Genomic DNA, 12,932 nt, shown 5'->3' with positions numbered 1-12,932 from the left:
GGGTCTCGATTTGTAGATTCCCAGAACCTCCTATAGAGTTCTTACTCGTTGGAACGCGAGGAAATGCCGAATGCGGCAAGGAAATGCACACCAACAATGCGGACGTAGCTCAGCTGGTAGAGCACCACCTTGCCAAGGTGGATGTCGCGAGTTCGAATCTCGTCGTCCGCTCGCAGGACACTGTCACGGCAAAGGTTCTTCGGAATCCTGTCTACACGGTGGGTTGGCCGAGAGGCGAGGCAGCGGCCTGCAAAGCCGTATACACGGGTTCGAATCCCGTACCCACCTCGGTGAAAACCCTGGTTTCCGGTTTCGATCGGATGCAAGGGGCGATTGGCGCAGCGGTAGCGCGCTTCCCTGACACGGAAGAGGTCACTGGTTCGATCCCAGTATCGCCCACCAGAGCAAGGCAACTTGCTTGATGCAGTACCACCGGCCCAGCCGGCATGGACTAAATGCGGACGTAGCTCAGCTGGTAGAGCACCACCTTGCCAAGGTGGATGTCGCGAGTTCGAATCTCGTCGTCCGCTCTCTTCATTACAACTCCACTCCGGATCCTTCCGGTTGCGGGCGATTGGCGCAGCGGTAGCGCGCTTCCCTGACACGGAAGAGGTCACTGGTTCGATCCCAGTATCGCCCACCACAAGAGCAGCTCCCCCGGAGCTGCTCTTTTTTGTGTGCTCCGTTTGTGAACTGCGGGTTTGTGCACTCCGGGCCCTTCTACCCTGTGCACCTGGCCTTCCATCTTTTATCCTCTGGGCGGACACCCTTGGCACCCCCGCCACCTCCCGCTAGGGTAGAAAACGCAAGGAGCGATCTGGCTCCGCGACCGAAGGGAGGTGCCCGTGGGTTTACTTGACGATCTAAAGGGCAAGGCTCAGCAAGTTATTGGTGGCAACGAAGAAGCCATCAAGGACGGCATCGAAAAGGCAGGCGACTTCGTCGACTCCAAGACCGGCGGTAAGCACGCCGGCACGATCGATGCCGTGCAGCGTGGCGCTTCCGACTTCGTGGACAAGGCGAACGACCGGCCGAATTCGGCCCCGGTCGCCGATCAGACTCCCGCAGCCGGTGAGCCCCCCGTAACCGGGGAACCCCGCCAGCCAGGCCTCTGACCCAGATCCGTCAGCGAGGTGCCGGTCCCGCCGAGAGGCGGCGCCGGCACCTCCGGCATTTAACGGCGACTTCAACCAGGCAACGCGGGGTCACTTCGCGCCCATCCGGTGCATCCGGATGGGCCGTAACTGAGCCCGCGTTGGATTTGGCGTTGTACTTGGTGGGAACCGGCGCTAGGACGGTTCGTGGTTTTGGCCCTCGCGGGCCAGCGCGGTCAGCCTGGAGACGGCGCGGAAGTACTTCTTCATGTACCCGCCGGTCATCATTTCCTCGGTGAAGAGCTGGTCGAACGGCACACCACTGGCAAGGATGGGCACGTCCTTGTCGTACAGCCGGTCAGCCAGCACCACGAAGCGCAGCGCAACGGCCTGCTCGGTAATCGTGTGCACGTTCTTCCAGACCACGCCCTCGATCCCCTCCAGCAGCTGGCGGTAACGGCTCGGGTGCACGCCGGCCAGGTGGTTGATCAAGGTGCTGAACTCATCGCGGGCCACGGTCTTGCCGTCGAACTCGGCATGCATGTGGTGGGTCAGGTCATCATTGCGCAGCGGCGACGGCGCGGCCGGCAGGCCACGGTGGCGGAAGTCCTCGCCGTCGATCCGCACGACGTCGAACTGGTCCGCCAGCACCTGGATTTCCCGGGCGAAGTCGACGGCGGCGAAGCGCCCGTCCCCGAGGGACCCCGGCAGCGTGTTCGATGTGGCGGCAAGCTTCACGCCGGCGTCGGCGAGTTCGCGCATGAGCCGGGACATGAGCACAGTGTCGCCCGGATCATCGAGCTCAAATTCATCGATGCAGACCAGCTTGTAGTGGCTCAGGGCCTCAACGGTCTTGCGGAAGGACAGCGCACCGACGAGGTTGGTGTATTCGACGAACGTGCCGAAGGCCTTGGGCCCGGGGGCGGCGTGCCACAGCGATGCCAGCAGGTGGGTCTTGCCCACACCGAATCCGCCGTCGAGGTAGATCCCGGCCCGGGAAGTGTCCTTCTTGCCGAAGAGCCGCTTGAACAGCCCGTCGCCGTCGCGTGCGCCCACGCCGGCCGCAAAATGCTGCAGGGCATGGACCGCATGGGCCTGGCTGGGCTGGGCGGGATCGGGCCGGTAGCTGGAAAACGACACCTCACCGAACCGCGGCGATGGATAGAACCCATTGAGGAGTTCATCCACGGAAACTGCCGGTGTGCGGGCGGCGAGCTGTTCGATCTGTACCAAGGTGGTCCGTTCTGCTGGTCTCTTGTCCCCAGCAAGAATACCGGCAAAGCCTGGCCGGCCCGCGTGCGCGGCTGTGGACCCGCGGCCGGCGTGAGGAAGACCACATTTCCCCGTGTGAACCCGGTGGAGCATTCCCACCGGCCCGTGACTAGTGTTGTAACAGGCCGGGCGCGGCGCACGCTTTCCGCGCCCGGCCTCCTGACCGTTCAAGTGAAAGGCCATCGCAATGACCTACCCCGTTGAGCAGAACGAGAAATTCGCCGCCTACGCCCACCCTGACCGCCTGGTGTCCACGGAATGGCTGGCCACCGCGATCGAGGAGGGGGCCCTCGACGGCGGCAATCTCGTGGTGGTCGAATCCGACGAAGACGTCCTCCTGTACGAGACCGGACACATCCCCGGCGCGGTGAAAATCGACTGGCACACGGACCTGAACGACGAGGTGACCCGCGACTACGTCGACGGCGAAGCCTTCGCCGCGCTGGTCGCGTCCAAGGGCATTTCCCGGGACAGCACGGTGGTCATTTACGGCGACAAGTCGAACTGGTGGGCCGCGTACGCCCTGTGGGTGTTCACGCTCTTCGGCCACGAGGACGTCCGGCTCCTGGACGGCGGCCGGGACAAGTGGATCGCGGAAGGCCGGGCGCTCTCCACCGTCACGACCGTCGCCACCCCCGCCGACTACCCCGTCGTGGAGCGGGACGACGCCCCGATCCGCGCCTTCAAGGATGACGTCCTGGCGCACTTCGGCAAGCCGCTGATCGACGTCCGCTCGACCGAGGAGTACACCGGCCAGCGCACCCACATGCCCGCCTACCCGGAAGAGGGCGCGCTGCGCGGCGGCCACATCCCCACGGCGGCCTCCATCCCCTGGGCCCGTGCGGCGGCCGGCGACGGCACGTACCGGAACCGCGGCGAGCTCGAGGCCCTCTACCTCGGCGAGGCCGGGTTGAACGAAGGCGACGACGTCGTGGCGTACTGCCGGATCGGCGAGCGGTCCAGCCACACCTGGTTTGCGCTGAAGTACCTGCTGGGCTTTGAGACCGTGCGGAACTACGACGGCTCCTGGACCGAATGGGGCAACGCCGTGCGCGTCCCGATCGTCAAGGGTGCCGAACGCGGCGCGGTTCCGGCCGGCCGTTAGCCGCTGTGACCGTGGAGCGGGACCGGTCCCGACAGGGACACAATCGGCGCGCCTGCGTAAGCTGGGAGTGATGAATACTTCAGCCCTCCCCGCCGCACTGGCGGACATTGTCGACGATTTCCAGGCCCTGACCGAAGCAGAGCGGCTGCAGCTGCTCCTTGAGTTCTCGCAGGGGCTTCCGGAACTTCCGGAGCGGCTCCGGGACCATCCGGAGCTGCTCGAGCAGGTAGTGGAGTGCCAGACGCCGCTGTTCCTCACCGTCGAGACGGAACAGGCCGACGGCGACGCGCCTGAGCGCGTCCGGCTCTACTTCAAGGCACCCAAGGAGGCCCCGACCACCCGCGGGTTTGCCGGAGTCCTCCACGAAGGCCTCGACGGGCTCAGCGCCGCGGAAATCCTGGCCGTCCCGGACGACATGCCCGAACTGTTGGGCCTCACCCGGGCCATCACTCCCCTGCGCATGCGCGGAATGACCGCCATGCTGGGCCGGATCAAGCGCAAGGTCGTCGCGTCCGGAGACCGCCAGCCGTCGGCGCAGTCCTGACCCTCAGCGCCCGGACAGCCAGAGAACATGGCCCGCAAGCACGCGTCGCAGGGAACTCCGGCCACCGCGGCACTCGCGGCCGCCGGGGTTCCCTTTGTGGCCCACCCCTACACCCATGACCCCGCGGCGGCCAGTTATGGCCTGGAGGCGGCGGAGGTGCTCGGCGTCGACCCTGACCGGGTGTTCAAGACCCTGATGGTCGACGTCGACGGCCGGCTCGCCGTCGGCGTCGTGCCGGTCAGCGGCAGCCTGGACCTCAAGGCGATGGCCGCGGCTTTAGGCGGCAAGAAAGCAGAGATGGCCGATCCGGCCGCGGCGCAGCGGCGGACCGGATACGTTCTCGGCGGCATCTCACCGCTCGGCCAGCGCCAGTCCTCCCCCACGGTGGTGGATGAGAGCGCACTGGCGCTGGAGACCATCCTCGTTTCGGGCGGACGGCGCGGCCTGGACATCGAGCTGGATCCGGCCGAGCTCATTCGGCTCACGGCTGCCCGCACCGCCAGGATCGGGACCCGGCGCGGCTGACCCGGCCCCAGATGTCGAGACGGCGGATCACGGCAATGGTCGCGCACAACACTGCCGTGATCTGTCAACGAACCGTCAATGATCTGTCAGTGATCTGTCAGCGAACTGTCAATTGAATGCGGCATTGCCGGCCGGAGGCTCCTGGTCGCCGGGGTTGGCGCGGGGCGCCAGCTGCTGCCGGAGCCAGGCCGAGACCTGCCGCTCCCAGCGTTCCGGGTCCACGTTCCATTCCTTGGTATGCAGGGCCTTGTCGAAGGGCTCGAAGGTGACCATCTCGGGGTTTTTCTCGGCCAGCGCCGCGGAGGGCCCGTAAGGTACGTACTCGTCGTCCACGCTGTGCACAATGAGGGTCGGCGTCCTCAGCTCCACGGCCCGCGAGACCCAGTCCATTGCTTTGAGGTCGACGGGCGCGGCGAGCCCGGTCAGCCGCCGGCCCAGGCGGTGGCTGAGCATCAGTTGTCCGTAGCGGCCCACGGACGACGGAATCCGGTTCAGTTCCGCGTGGTGGGCCAGCACGTTGACCCAGTTGATCACCGGCGCATCCAGGACCATGGCCCGGATCAGGTTGCGGTGCCGGGAAAGGTCAGCGGTCTGGAGGCAGATCGCGCCGCCCATCGACCAGCCGAACAAAACCACCTCGCGGGCGCCCTGCTGCACGGCGTAGCCGATGGCGGCCTCGACGTCGCGCCATTCGGTGGAGCCCAGGCCATACCGCCCGTCGCTGGCTGACGGGGCCAGGCCGTCGTTCCGGTAGGAGATCAGCAGGCTGGACATGCCCAGTTCCCTGGCGGTCCGGACAGCCCGCAACCCTTCCTGCCGGGTGGCCCCGCGTCCGTGCACCATGATCGCCCACACGTCGGGGGCCACATCCTCCGCCACGGCCGGCGCGGCGCGGACAAGCCAGGCCGGCGCGGTCCCGGCGTCGACATCGATCAGCACGTCCTCCACCGGAAACCCCAGGGCGGCCGGATCCGGATAGGCCGCACCGCTCCACCAGCCGCGCCGGGCCGTGGCCATGTCCCCGCTGTAGACGTGCTCGACCTCGCGCAGCACGGTGCGTTCGGCCGGAGAGTAGGACAGGATCCGGCCGATCCGCGCATGCCCGCGGCCGCCGTCGAAGAAGAATCCGTACACCCCGTCCACCGTGGCGTCGGGGGTGGCGGCGAAAATGACCCGCAGCGCCCGTCCCTCGCGGATGACGGCCAGCACTTCCTGGTCCTCTGCCCGGAACCGGGCCGGGGTGATGACGCGGCGGGCGAAGTAGAGGGCGAGGGCCGAGGAGCCGGCGGCGAGCACGCCCGCAGCGGCGCTGCCGCCGATGATGCCCCCCACCGCCCACTTGGCGCTCCCGGACGTCACGCCGCCGGGGGCTGACGCGACGGGGAGTGCTGTTCTGCGGGCAGCGGCCTGGCGGGCAGCGGCCTGGCGGGCAGCGGCCTGGCGGAGGTCCGGGCGGAGGCGCAGGGAGGATGCCATGGCACCATTCTTACTGAAGCGCAGCCCAACTACGGCATCGGCGGGGTTTCAGGCGCACGGTCGGGCCGGTACAGACACGCCAGGGTCCCCCGGGACACAACGATGCAGGTCAACACGAGCGCGACTAGGCTGGGGTCATGAGTGATCCAATCGTCATTTTGACAGAAGAGCCCCTCGGTGCGGATGACCGCGTCAATATTGAAACCCTGATTGCCGGCGGTGATGCGCCCCTGCTGATCCTGGTGCCGGCCAACACCGAGCGGCACCTGGTGGTGGATTTCCTGGAAAACCTTTCCATGCTTGAAATCGCCAAGGCCTTCCGTGAACTGACAGCACACTCGGATCCCGCCGGGGAGCGGGCCGAAGCAGCCGACACTCTGGCCGCCTCACTGGCCGCGCTGGCCGGTCTGGGCGGCGGCGTCTCGGGCGAAGTCGTCGAGGGCAAGGCCGTTGACGGCCTGGTTGCCAAGGTCAAGGAACTCAGCGCCGGACAGGCGGTGGTCATCACCCGCCCGCACGCCGTGGCCGACACGTTCCACACCGACTGGGCCACCAAGGCACAGGACAAGCTGGGGCTGCCCGTCCTGCATCTGTACGCCGGTTCGGGATTTATCGGGGACTCTTGAGCGTTATTGAGGCTATGAGTATCTTTAACAGGCCTAAATCCATGCCCTCGGCAGTGCCCGCCACCGAGCCCGCGACCGAACCCGCAGCCGACCCCGCCGCCACGGCCTTTGACCAGACTCCGGCCGGAACGCCCGTCCAAAAGACGGACGCCCAGTGGCGCGAGGAACTGACGCCTGAGGAGTACCGCGTGCTCCGCCAGGCAGGCACCGAGCGGCCGTACACCGGCGAATACTGGGACACCCACACCCGGGGTGTCTACAAGTGCCGGGCCTGCGGCACCGAACTCTTCACCAGCAACGAAAAGTTCGACTCGCACTGCGGCTGGCCGTCCTTCTGGGCGCCGCTCGCCGAGGGCACCGTCCGCTACATCCATGACCGCACCATGGGCATGGACCGGGTGGAAGTCCGCTGCAGCACATGTGATTCCCACCTGGGGCACGTGTTCGACGGCGAGGGCTACGGCACCCCCACGGACCAGCGCTTTTGCATCAACTCGGTTTCCCTGAAGCTGGTTCCCGCGGACGACGCCGGGCAGTAGCCCGCAGCCCTGCCTCTCCTTCCGCTGGAACGGCTTTTCAGAATCACTTGCCACAGACTTTCTTATGCTCGAGGCAATTTTGCATTAGAGTCTCTGTTTGCTTGCTACGCTCGATTCAGATCCAGCGACACGCTCCACAGCAAACAGAAAGGCGACCGTCGACGATGACCACGACCGCTCTTACCGCCCCCGCCCCGATCACCGCCGGCAACCAGGAATGGCTGCGGCTCAAGGCTGCCGCCACCGCCCTGCGCGCTCTCCAGGTCCAGGACGGCTCCGTGCCGGATGCCGAAGCCCACGAAGCCGCGGCCGGCCACGTCGCAACCATCACCACGGCGGTCGCGGCCCTGGCCCCGTCCTTCCCGCATGACGCGAACTACCTGGAACTGCTGGTCACCGACTTTGACCGCTGGGCCGATGGCGGCTTCGGGGTCCCGGACTTCCTGGACTCCCTGCAGGCGTTCCAGCCGCAGCAGCACCGGGTAAACGGACTCCAGCACCTGGTCGTGTTCCCGATGTACACCCAGAACGGCAGCAGCAGCCGCCTCGTCGAGGCCGTGCTGATCGAGGTCATCTGGCCGGAATTCATCGGCGGCCTGGAAACCGGCGAATACTCCAACAAGCTCTTCGTCCCGATCCGGTTCCTCGACTTCACCGCAGGCTACGACACCAACTCCGCAGTCCTGTTCCCCGAGACCGTCGCGGTCCGCGAGACCCCGACGTTTACGTGGGGCGCGATCTTCGCCGACCGCGAGGCCGCACGCTTCCGCCGCGTCCTGCGCGCCGCCGCCGAGATCACCTCCCTGCAGCTGCCCGAGGACGCCGCCGGGCTCCTGGAGGACCAGCAGCTGACGCAGGAAACCTTTGTCATGTGGGACCTGATCCACGACCGCACCCACATGCGCGGCGACCTGCCCTTCGACCCGTTCATGATCAAGCAGCGCATGCCGTTCTTCCTCTATTCACTGGAGGAGCTGCGCTGCGACCTCACCGCCTTCCGCGAATCCGTGAAGATCGAGAAGGACGAGGACGCTGACCCGGAGGCCCGCCGGCACGCCAAGCTGGTCCAGTACGCCGTGATCTTCGACCGCATCTTCCGCTTCGCCATTACCGGCACTCGCGTGCGGAACTACGACGGCCTTGGCGGCCAGCTGCTCTTCGCCTGGATGCACCAGCACCACGTCCTGCACTGGACCGACAGCAAACTCAGCATCGACTGGGACGAGGCTGCCGACGTCGTGGTTGAACTCGGCGCGAAGATCGAGGAACTTTACTGGCGCTCGATCGACCGCCCCAAGATGGCCCACTGGCTCGCCGCCTACGAGCTCATCTCCGGCACGGTCACGCCCAACCCGGCCTCGGTCTGGGCCAAGGGTCCGGACGCCCTCCCCCTGGACGGTCCGCCCCGCGGCCTCACGGACCAGGTCCTCGACGACGAGTTCCCGCTCTCCATGTTCTACGAGGCGCTGGAGAAGAAGATGCGTCCCGTCATCGAATCCACTGCCGGCATCACAGGGTCCTCAGACACGGGATCAAAGTCCGGCGACACCCAGGCCCTGAACGCCGGATGAGCGCCGGACGCACTTTGAACGTGCTGGTCACGGGGGGCAGCGGGCCGTCGGGAATCGCGACGGCCCGCGCCCTGCGCGGCGCCGGCCACAGGGTCTTGACGGTCGGATCGGATGCCGCGCGCATCGAGGCAGCCGCCGCCGAGGCCGGCGACGGCGTCACGCCGCTCGCCTGCGACCTCGCCAGCCTGGCCGACGTCCGCGCCCTGCGGGAAAGCATTGCAGGCATGGCCGGACGCGTCGACGGCGTTATCCACCTGGTGGGCGGCTGGCGCGGCGCGAAAGGCATCACGGACCAGAGCGACGACGACTGGGACTTCCTGGAACGCAACGCCGTCACGACCCTGCGGAACGTCACACGCGTCTTCTTCGACGACCTCGCTGCCTCGGAGGCCGGACGATTCGCCATGGTGTCCTCGACAGCGGTAAGCGCCCCGACGGCGGCGGGGGCGAGCTACGCCGCGGCCAAGGCGGCCGCCGAGGCCTGGACGCTGGCGGTCGCTGACGGCTTCCGCCGGGCCCACGCCGCGGGCAACGCCACCGGCACTCCCGGGCAGGACAGCTCGCAACAGGACAACGCCGGGCAGGACAGCGCCGCGTTGCGCAGCGCCGCCGTCATTTTCGTGGTGAAAGCCCTCGTTGACGCGCAAATGCGGGCCAAGGCCCCGGACCGCAAATTCCCGGGCTTCACGGACGTGGCTGACCTGGCGGCTGCCGCAGCGGGACTCTTCAACGCTCCTGCCGGCGACCTGAACGGCCAGCGGCTGCTGCTCAGCCGCTGAAACATCCCTGATTCCGCGGCACGGATCCACAGCCCCAGCGTCTGTGGCACAGGGTCTGGGCCCCGATCCAGGGCCCCGGGCTTAGCCCGGGCGGCCCGACCTCTTAGACTGAAAGCGTGAGCAAAACGATGACCAGCACAGTTGACACTGTCCCTGCCGGCACTGCGGTGCGGCTCCACGATCCCTCCGTCCGCGGCTTCGCCTCGGACAACTATTCCGGCGTGCACCCGGAAGTTCTCGCGGCTCTGGCCGCCGCCAACGAAGGCCACCAGGTCTCCTACGGTGAGGACGATTACACCGCGCGCCTGCAGCAGCTGATGGAAGAGCACTTCGGCGAAGGCATCGAGTGCTTCCCGGTGTTCAACGGCACCGGAGCCAACGTCCTGTCCCTGCAGTCGCTCCTCCCGCGCTGGGGTGCGGTCATTTGCGCTTCCACCGCCCACATCAACATGGACGAAAACGGTGCACCGGAGCGGATCGGCGGCATCAAGCTGCTGCAGGTCCCCACCACCGACGGCAAGCTCACCCCCGCACTGATCGACCAGGAAGCCTGGGGCTGGGGCGACGAGCACCGCGCCCAGCCGCTGGCCGTGTCCATCACCCAGACCACCGAGCTCGGCACCTGCTACACCCCGGACGAGGTCCGGGCCATCGCTGAGCATGTCCACGCAAAGGGCATGAAGCTGCACATGGACGGAGCCCGGCTGGCCAACGCCGCCGCCCACCTGGGGGTCCCGCTGCGGGCCTTTACCCGTGACGCCGGCGTGGACATCCTCTCCTTCGGCGGCACGAAGAACGGCCTGCTGTTCGGCGAGGTTGTGGTCGCCCTGAACCCTGAGGCCGCACACGGCCTGGTCTACCTGCGCAAGATGAACATGCAGCTGGCCTCCAAGATGCGGTTCATGTCCGCCCAGTTCATTGCCCTCCTCGAGGGTGAGCTGTGGTTGCGCTCGGCCTCGCACGCCAACGCCATGGCCGCCCGGCTGCGCGCCGGCGTCGAGGCGATCCCCGGCGTCGAACTGACCCAGAAGACCGAGTCCAACGGCGTCTTCGCCGTCCTGCCTGCCGGTGTCGCGGACCGGCTGCGCAAGTCCTTCCGCTTCTACGACTGGAACGAGGCGGCCCGCGAGGTCCGCTGGATGTGCTCCTTCGACACCACCGAGGATGACGTTGATTCCTTCATTGCGGCTATCAAGCGCGAGCTCGCCGCTGCCTGAACCGTGCACCGCTTCCCCTGCCCGGCGGCGAGCCTGCCGGGCAGGGCTCCGGCCGTTGCATAACCTTCCAAGGTGAGCTCCCTCGATCAGGTTCCGGCAGATTTCCTCTTCGCCTTGGGGACCCTTCGGCAGGCACGGTGCCGCAGCGAGCTGCACCTGGACGAAATTCCGGCCCCGTCCCGTCTGGCGCCGTTCGCGGTGGCCCTGGGCGCGGAAGTGATCGGCCCGGGCGACTCCCCCGCCGGCGGACCGGTCCACGGCCCGGCCGCCGCTGCCCTGGCACGGGCGTCCGGCAGCGACGACGTCGAGCTGGCCACTGGCCGCTTCATTCTGCTCCACGATCCCGACGGCTCTGCCGTGTGGGACGGGGAATTCCGGATCGTCACCTACATCCGCGCCCAGCTGGAACCCGAGATGGGCAACGACGAACTCCTGGGGTCCGTGGCGTGGACCTGGCTGGTCGAAGCGCTGGAGAACCATCAGGCCCCGTACCGCTCCGCCGGCGGCACCGCCACCCGGGTGCTCTCGGAGAGCTTTGGAACGTTGTCGGACCGGCCGAATTCAATCGACATTGAGCTCCGCGCCTCCTGGACCCCGGCCACCCCGGACATCACCTCGCACCTGGAGGCGTGGTCGGACATGGTCTGCACCTTCGCCGGACTGCCGCCCCTGCCCGAGGGCGTCACGGCCCTTCCCCGCCGCCCCCGCGGACACGCATGAGGCGCCTGTTCGGCCGCGGTCACGGTCCTATACGCCATGTTGTCGGTAAACTGTAGAGACCATGACCCCTCAGAATCCGGAAATCAGCACGGCCGGCGCCAGTCGCACCACGGCCGAGGCTGCTGACACCACAGCCCACATCACCGTGGAAGGCTTCGACAGCCTGGTCCCTGAAGTGATCGACCTCGACATTCCCCGCGACGGCGTGCCGCTGGTCATTGAAACCCAGTCCGGACTCGAACGCTGCGCCGCGGCTCTCGCCGCCGGCCACGGCCCTGCGGGCGTGGACGCGGAGCGCGCCTCGGGATTCCGCTACGGCCAGCGCGCCTTCCTGGTCCAGATCCGGCGCGAAGGCTCCGGAACCTGGCTGATCGATCCCGAACCTTTCGGTGACCTCAGCATCATCAATGACGCTTTGCGCGGCGTCGAATGGATCCTGCACGCCGCCAGCCAGGACCTGCCCTGCCTGTCCGAACTCGGCATGTGGCCGGACAAACTCTTCGACACCGAGCTCGCCGCCCGCCTGGCCGGACTGCCCCGGGTGGGCCTCGCCGCCGTCATCGAACAGCTCCTGGGCTTCGGCTTGGCCAAGGAACACTCCGCCGCCGACTGGTCCACCCGGCCCCTGCCGGAACCGTGGCTGCGCTACGCCGCGCTCGACGTCGAAGTCCTGACCGAGCTGCGCGAGGAACTGATTGAGCTGCTCGTGGCGGACGAGAAACTGGAATACGCCGAGCAGGAATTCGCCGCCATCCTCGAAGCCGGACAGGCCCCGCCGCGCGTTGATCCGTGGCGCAAGACCTCCGGACTGCACCAGATCCGGGACCGCCGCCAACTGGCCGCAGTCCGGGAGCTGTGGCTGGAACGCGATTCCCTGGCCCAGAAGCGTGACGTCGCCCCCGGCCGGCTGATCCCCGACTCCGCGCTCGTCGCCGCGGCCAAGGCGATGCCCTCCACGGTTCCCCAGCTCCTGGGCACCAAGGGCTTCCACGGCCGCGCCGCGCAGCGGGAAGCCCCCCGCTGGCTGCGCTGCATCGGCGTGGCCCGGGCCCTGGAGGACCTGCCGCCGCTGCACCTGCCCACCAACGCTCCCCCGCCCCCGCGCGTCTGGGCGGACCGGGACCCGGAGGCGGCCGCCAGGCTCGCCACCGCCCGTCCGAAACTCCAGGGCAGGGCCGAGGAACTGAACCTGCCGGTGGAGAACCTGCTGACCCCGGACTATCTTCGGCGGGTCGCCTGGCGTCCACCGGCAGAATGCAGCGAGGAAGGCGTGGCCGAGGAACTGGCGAACCTCGGGGCGCGCCAGTGGCAGATCGAAATCACGGCTCCGCTCATTGCCGAGGCCTTCCTGCACCCCGAGCCGCTGCCCGCAAAGGAACCCAAGGCCGCCGCGGAGGCGCCGTCGGGTTCCACCGTCTAGCAGCTCCTTCCCGGGACGCTCGTCTCCTCCTTGCCAGCTATGTT

Annotated in this window: 13 protein-coding genes and 5 tRNA genes; 16 read left to right on the top strand and 2 right to left on the bottom strand. The window is 67.6% G+C overall.

The annotated features are described in order from the left end of the window. The first annotated feature begins 98 nt into the window (after positions 1 to 98). The 6 genes from AC1DRO_RS06360 (at position 99) to AC1DRO_RS06335 (ending at position 1,115) form a co-directional block, all read left to right on the top strand. A tRNA-Gly gene (locus AC1DRO_RS06360) sits at positions 99 to 171 on the top strand. 46 nt (positions 172 to 217) lie between these two features. Further along, a tRNA-Cys gene (locus tag AC1DRO_RS06355) sits at positions 218 to 288 on the top strand. A gap of 39 nt (positions 289 to 327) precedes the next feature. After that, positions 328 to 402: transfer RNA gene (locus AC1DRO_RS06350), tRNA-Val, on the top strand. 55 nt (positions 403 to 457) lie between these two features. Next, a tRNA-Gly gene (locus AC1DRO_RS06345) sits at positions 458 to 530 on the top strand. A gap of 38 nt (positions 531 to 568) precedes the next feature. Next, positions 569 to 643, top strand: a tRNA-Val gene (locus AC1DRO_RS06340). A 202-nt stretch (positions 644 to 845) separates the two neighbouring features. Next, positions 846 to 1,115, top strand: a complete 270-nt coding sequence (locus AC1DRO_RS06335; RefSeq protein WP_243179173.1) for an antitoxin — start codon at positions 846 to 848, stop codon at positions 1,113 to 1,115. Positions 1,116 to 1,289: 174 nt separating this feature from the next. On the opposite strand, the gene zapE is transcribed toward AC1DRO_RS06335, so the two are convergent. Further along, on the bottom strand, positions 1,290 to 2,327 hold the full coding sequence (gene zapE, locus AC1DRO_RS06330; protein ID WP_028277027.1) for a cell division protein ZapE: 1,038 nt from the start codon (positions 2,325 to 2,327) through the stop codon (positions 1,290 to 1,292). A gap of 226 nt (positions 2,328 to 2,553) precedes the next feature. Here zapE and AC1DRO_RS06325 point away from each other — a divergent pair, with 226 nt between their 5' ends. The 3 genes from AC1DRO_RS06325 to ybaK all read left to right on the top strand — a co-directional run bounded on the left by AC1DRO_RS06325 (position 2,554) and on the right by ybaK (position 4,540). Beyond that, positions 2,554 to 3,471 carry a sulfurtransferase gene (locus AC1DRO_RS06325; RefSeq protein ID WP_476944202.1) on the top strand — a complete coding sequence of 306 codons (918 nt, stop codon included), beginning with the start codon at positions 2,554 to 2,556 and terminating at the stop codon, positions 3,469 to 3,471. 70 nt (positions 3,472 to 3,541) lie between these two features. Further along, positions 3,542 to 4,015 (top strand): SufE family protein, encoded by a 474-nt coding sequence (locus AC1DRO_RS06320; RefSeq protein ID WP_243179191.1) that lies wholly within the window; start codon positions 3,542 to 3,544, stop codon positions 4,013 to 4,015. A 27-nt stretch (positions 4,016 to 4,042) separates the two neighbouring features. Further along, positions 4,043 to 4,540 carry a Cys-tRNA(Pro) deacylase gene (ybaK, locus tag AC1DRO_RS06315; RefSeq protein ID WP_476950206.1) on the top strand — a complete coding sequence of 166 codons (498 nt, stop codon included), beginning with the start codon at positions 4,043 to 4,045 and terminating at the stop codon, positions 4,538 to 4,540. Between the two features lie 108 nt (positions 4,541 to 4,648). On the opposite strand, the gene AC1DRO_RS06310 is transcribed toward ybaK, so the two are convergent. Continuing rightward, positions 4,649 to 6,016 carry an alpha/beta hydrolase family protein gene (locus AC1DRO_RS06310; RefSeq protein ID WP_476950205.1) on the bottom strand — a complete coding sequence of 456 codons (1,368 nt, stop codon included), beginning with the start codon at positions 6,014 to 6,016 and terminating at the stop codon, positions 4,649 to 4,651. 137 nt (positions 6,017 to 6,153) lie between these two features. On the opposite strand from AC1DRO_RS06310, the gene AC1DRO_RS06305 reads away from it, so the two are divergent. From AC1DRO_RS06305 to AC1DRO_RS06275, 7 genes are all read left to right on the top strand, one after another. Then, positions 6,154 to 6,642 carry a hypothetical protein gene (locus AC1DRO_RS06305; RefSeq protein ID WP_028277022.1) on the top strand — a complete coding sequence of 163 codons (489 nt, stop codon included), beginning with the start codon at positions 6,154 to 6,156 and terminating at the stop codon, positions 6,640 to 6,642. A 14-nt stretch (positions 6,643 to 6,656) separates the two neighbouring features. Next, positions 6,657 to 7,181 carry a peptide-methionine (R)-S-oxide reductase MsrB gene (msrB, locus tag AC1DRO_RS06300; RefSeq protein ID WP_476950204.1) on the top strand — a complete coding sequence of 175 codons (525 nt, stop codon included), beginning with the start codon at positions 6,657 to 6,659 and terminating at the stop codon, positions 7,179 to 7,181. 164 nt (positions 7,182 to 7,345) lie between these two features. Next, positions 7,346 to 8,752, top strand: coding sequence for a DUF6421 family protein (locus AC1DRO_RS06295; protein WP_476950203.1), 1,407 nt, complete (start codon positions 7,346 to 7,348; stop codon positions 8,750 to 8,752). Beyond that, positions 8,749 to 9,531, top strand: a complete 783-nt coding sequence (locus AC1DRO_RS06290) for an SDR family oxidoreductase (protein ID WP_476950202.1) — start codon at positions 8,749 to 8,751, stop codon at positions 9,529 to 9,531. Before AC1DRO_RS06295 ends, AC1DRO_RS06290 begins: the two co-directional genes overlap by 4 nt. Before the next feature lie 128 nt (positions 9,532 to 9,659). Then, on the top strand, positions 9,660 to 10,748 hold the full coding sequence (locus AC1DRO_RS06285) for a threonine aldolase family protein (protein WP_476950326.1): 1,089 nt from the start codon (positions 9,660 to 9,662) through the stop codon (positions 10,746 to 10,748). Positions 10,749 to 10,820: 72 nt separating this feature from the next. Continuing rightward, positions 10,821 to 11,468, top strand: a complete 648-nt coding sequence (locus AC1DRO_RS06280; protein ID WP_018772438.1) for a DUF3000 domain-containing protein — start codon at positions 10,821 to 10,823, stop codon at positions 11,466 to 11,468. A gap of 61 nt (positions 11,469 to 11,529) precedes the next feature. Further along, positions 11,530 to 12,888 (top strand): HRDC domain-containing protein, encoded by a 1,359-nt coding sequence (locus tag AC1DRO_RS06275; RefSeq protein WP_476950201.1) that lies wholly within the window; start codon positions 11,530 to 11,532, stop codon positions 12,886 to 12,888. The last annotated feature ends 44 nt before the right edge of the window (positions 12,889 to 12,932 follow it).

The organism is Arthrobacter sp. P4_F11, from assembly GCF_056401395.1.
The sequence above is the reverse complement of the archived record's forward strand: the minus strand, read 5'-3'. Positions and strand labels throughout refer to the sequence as shown.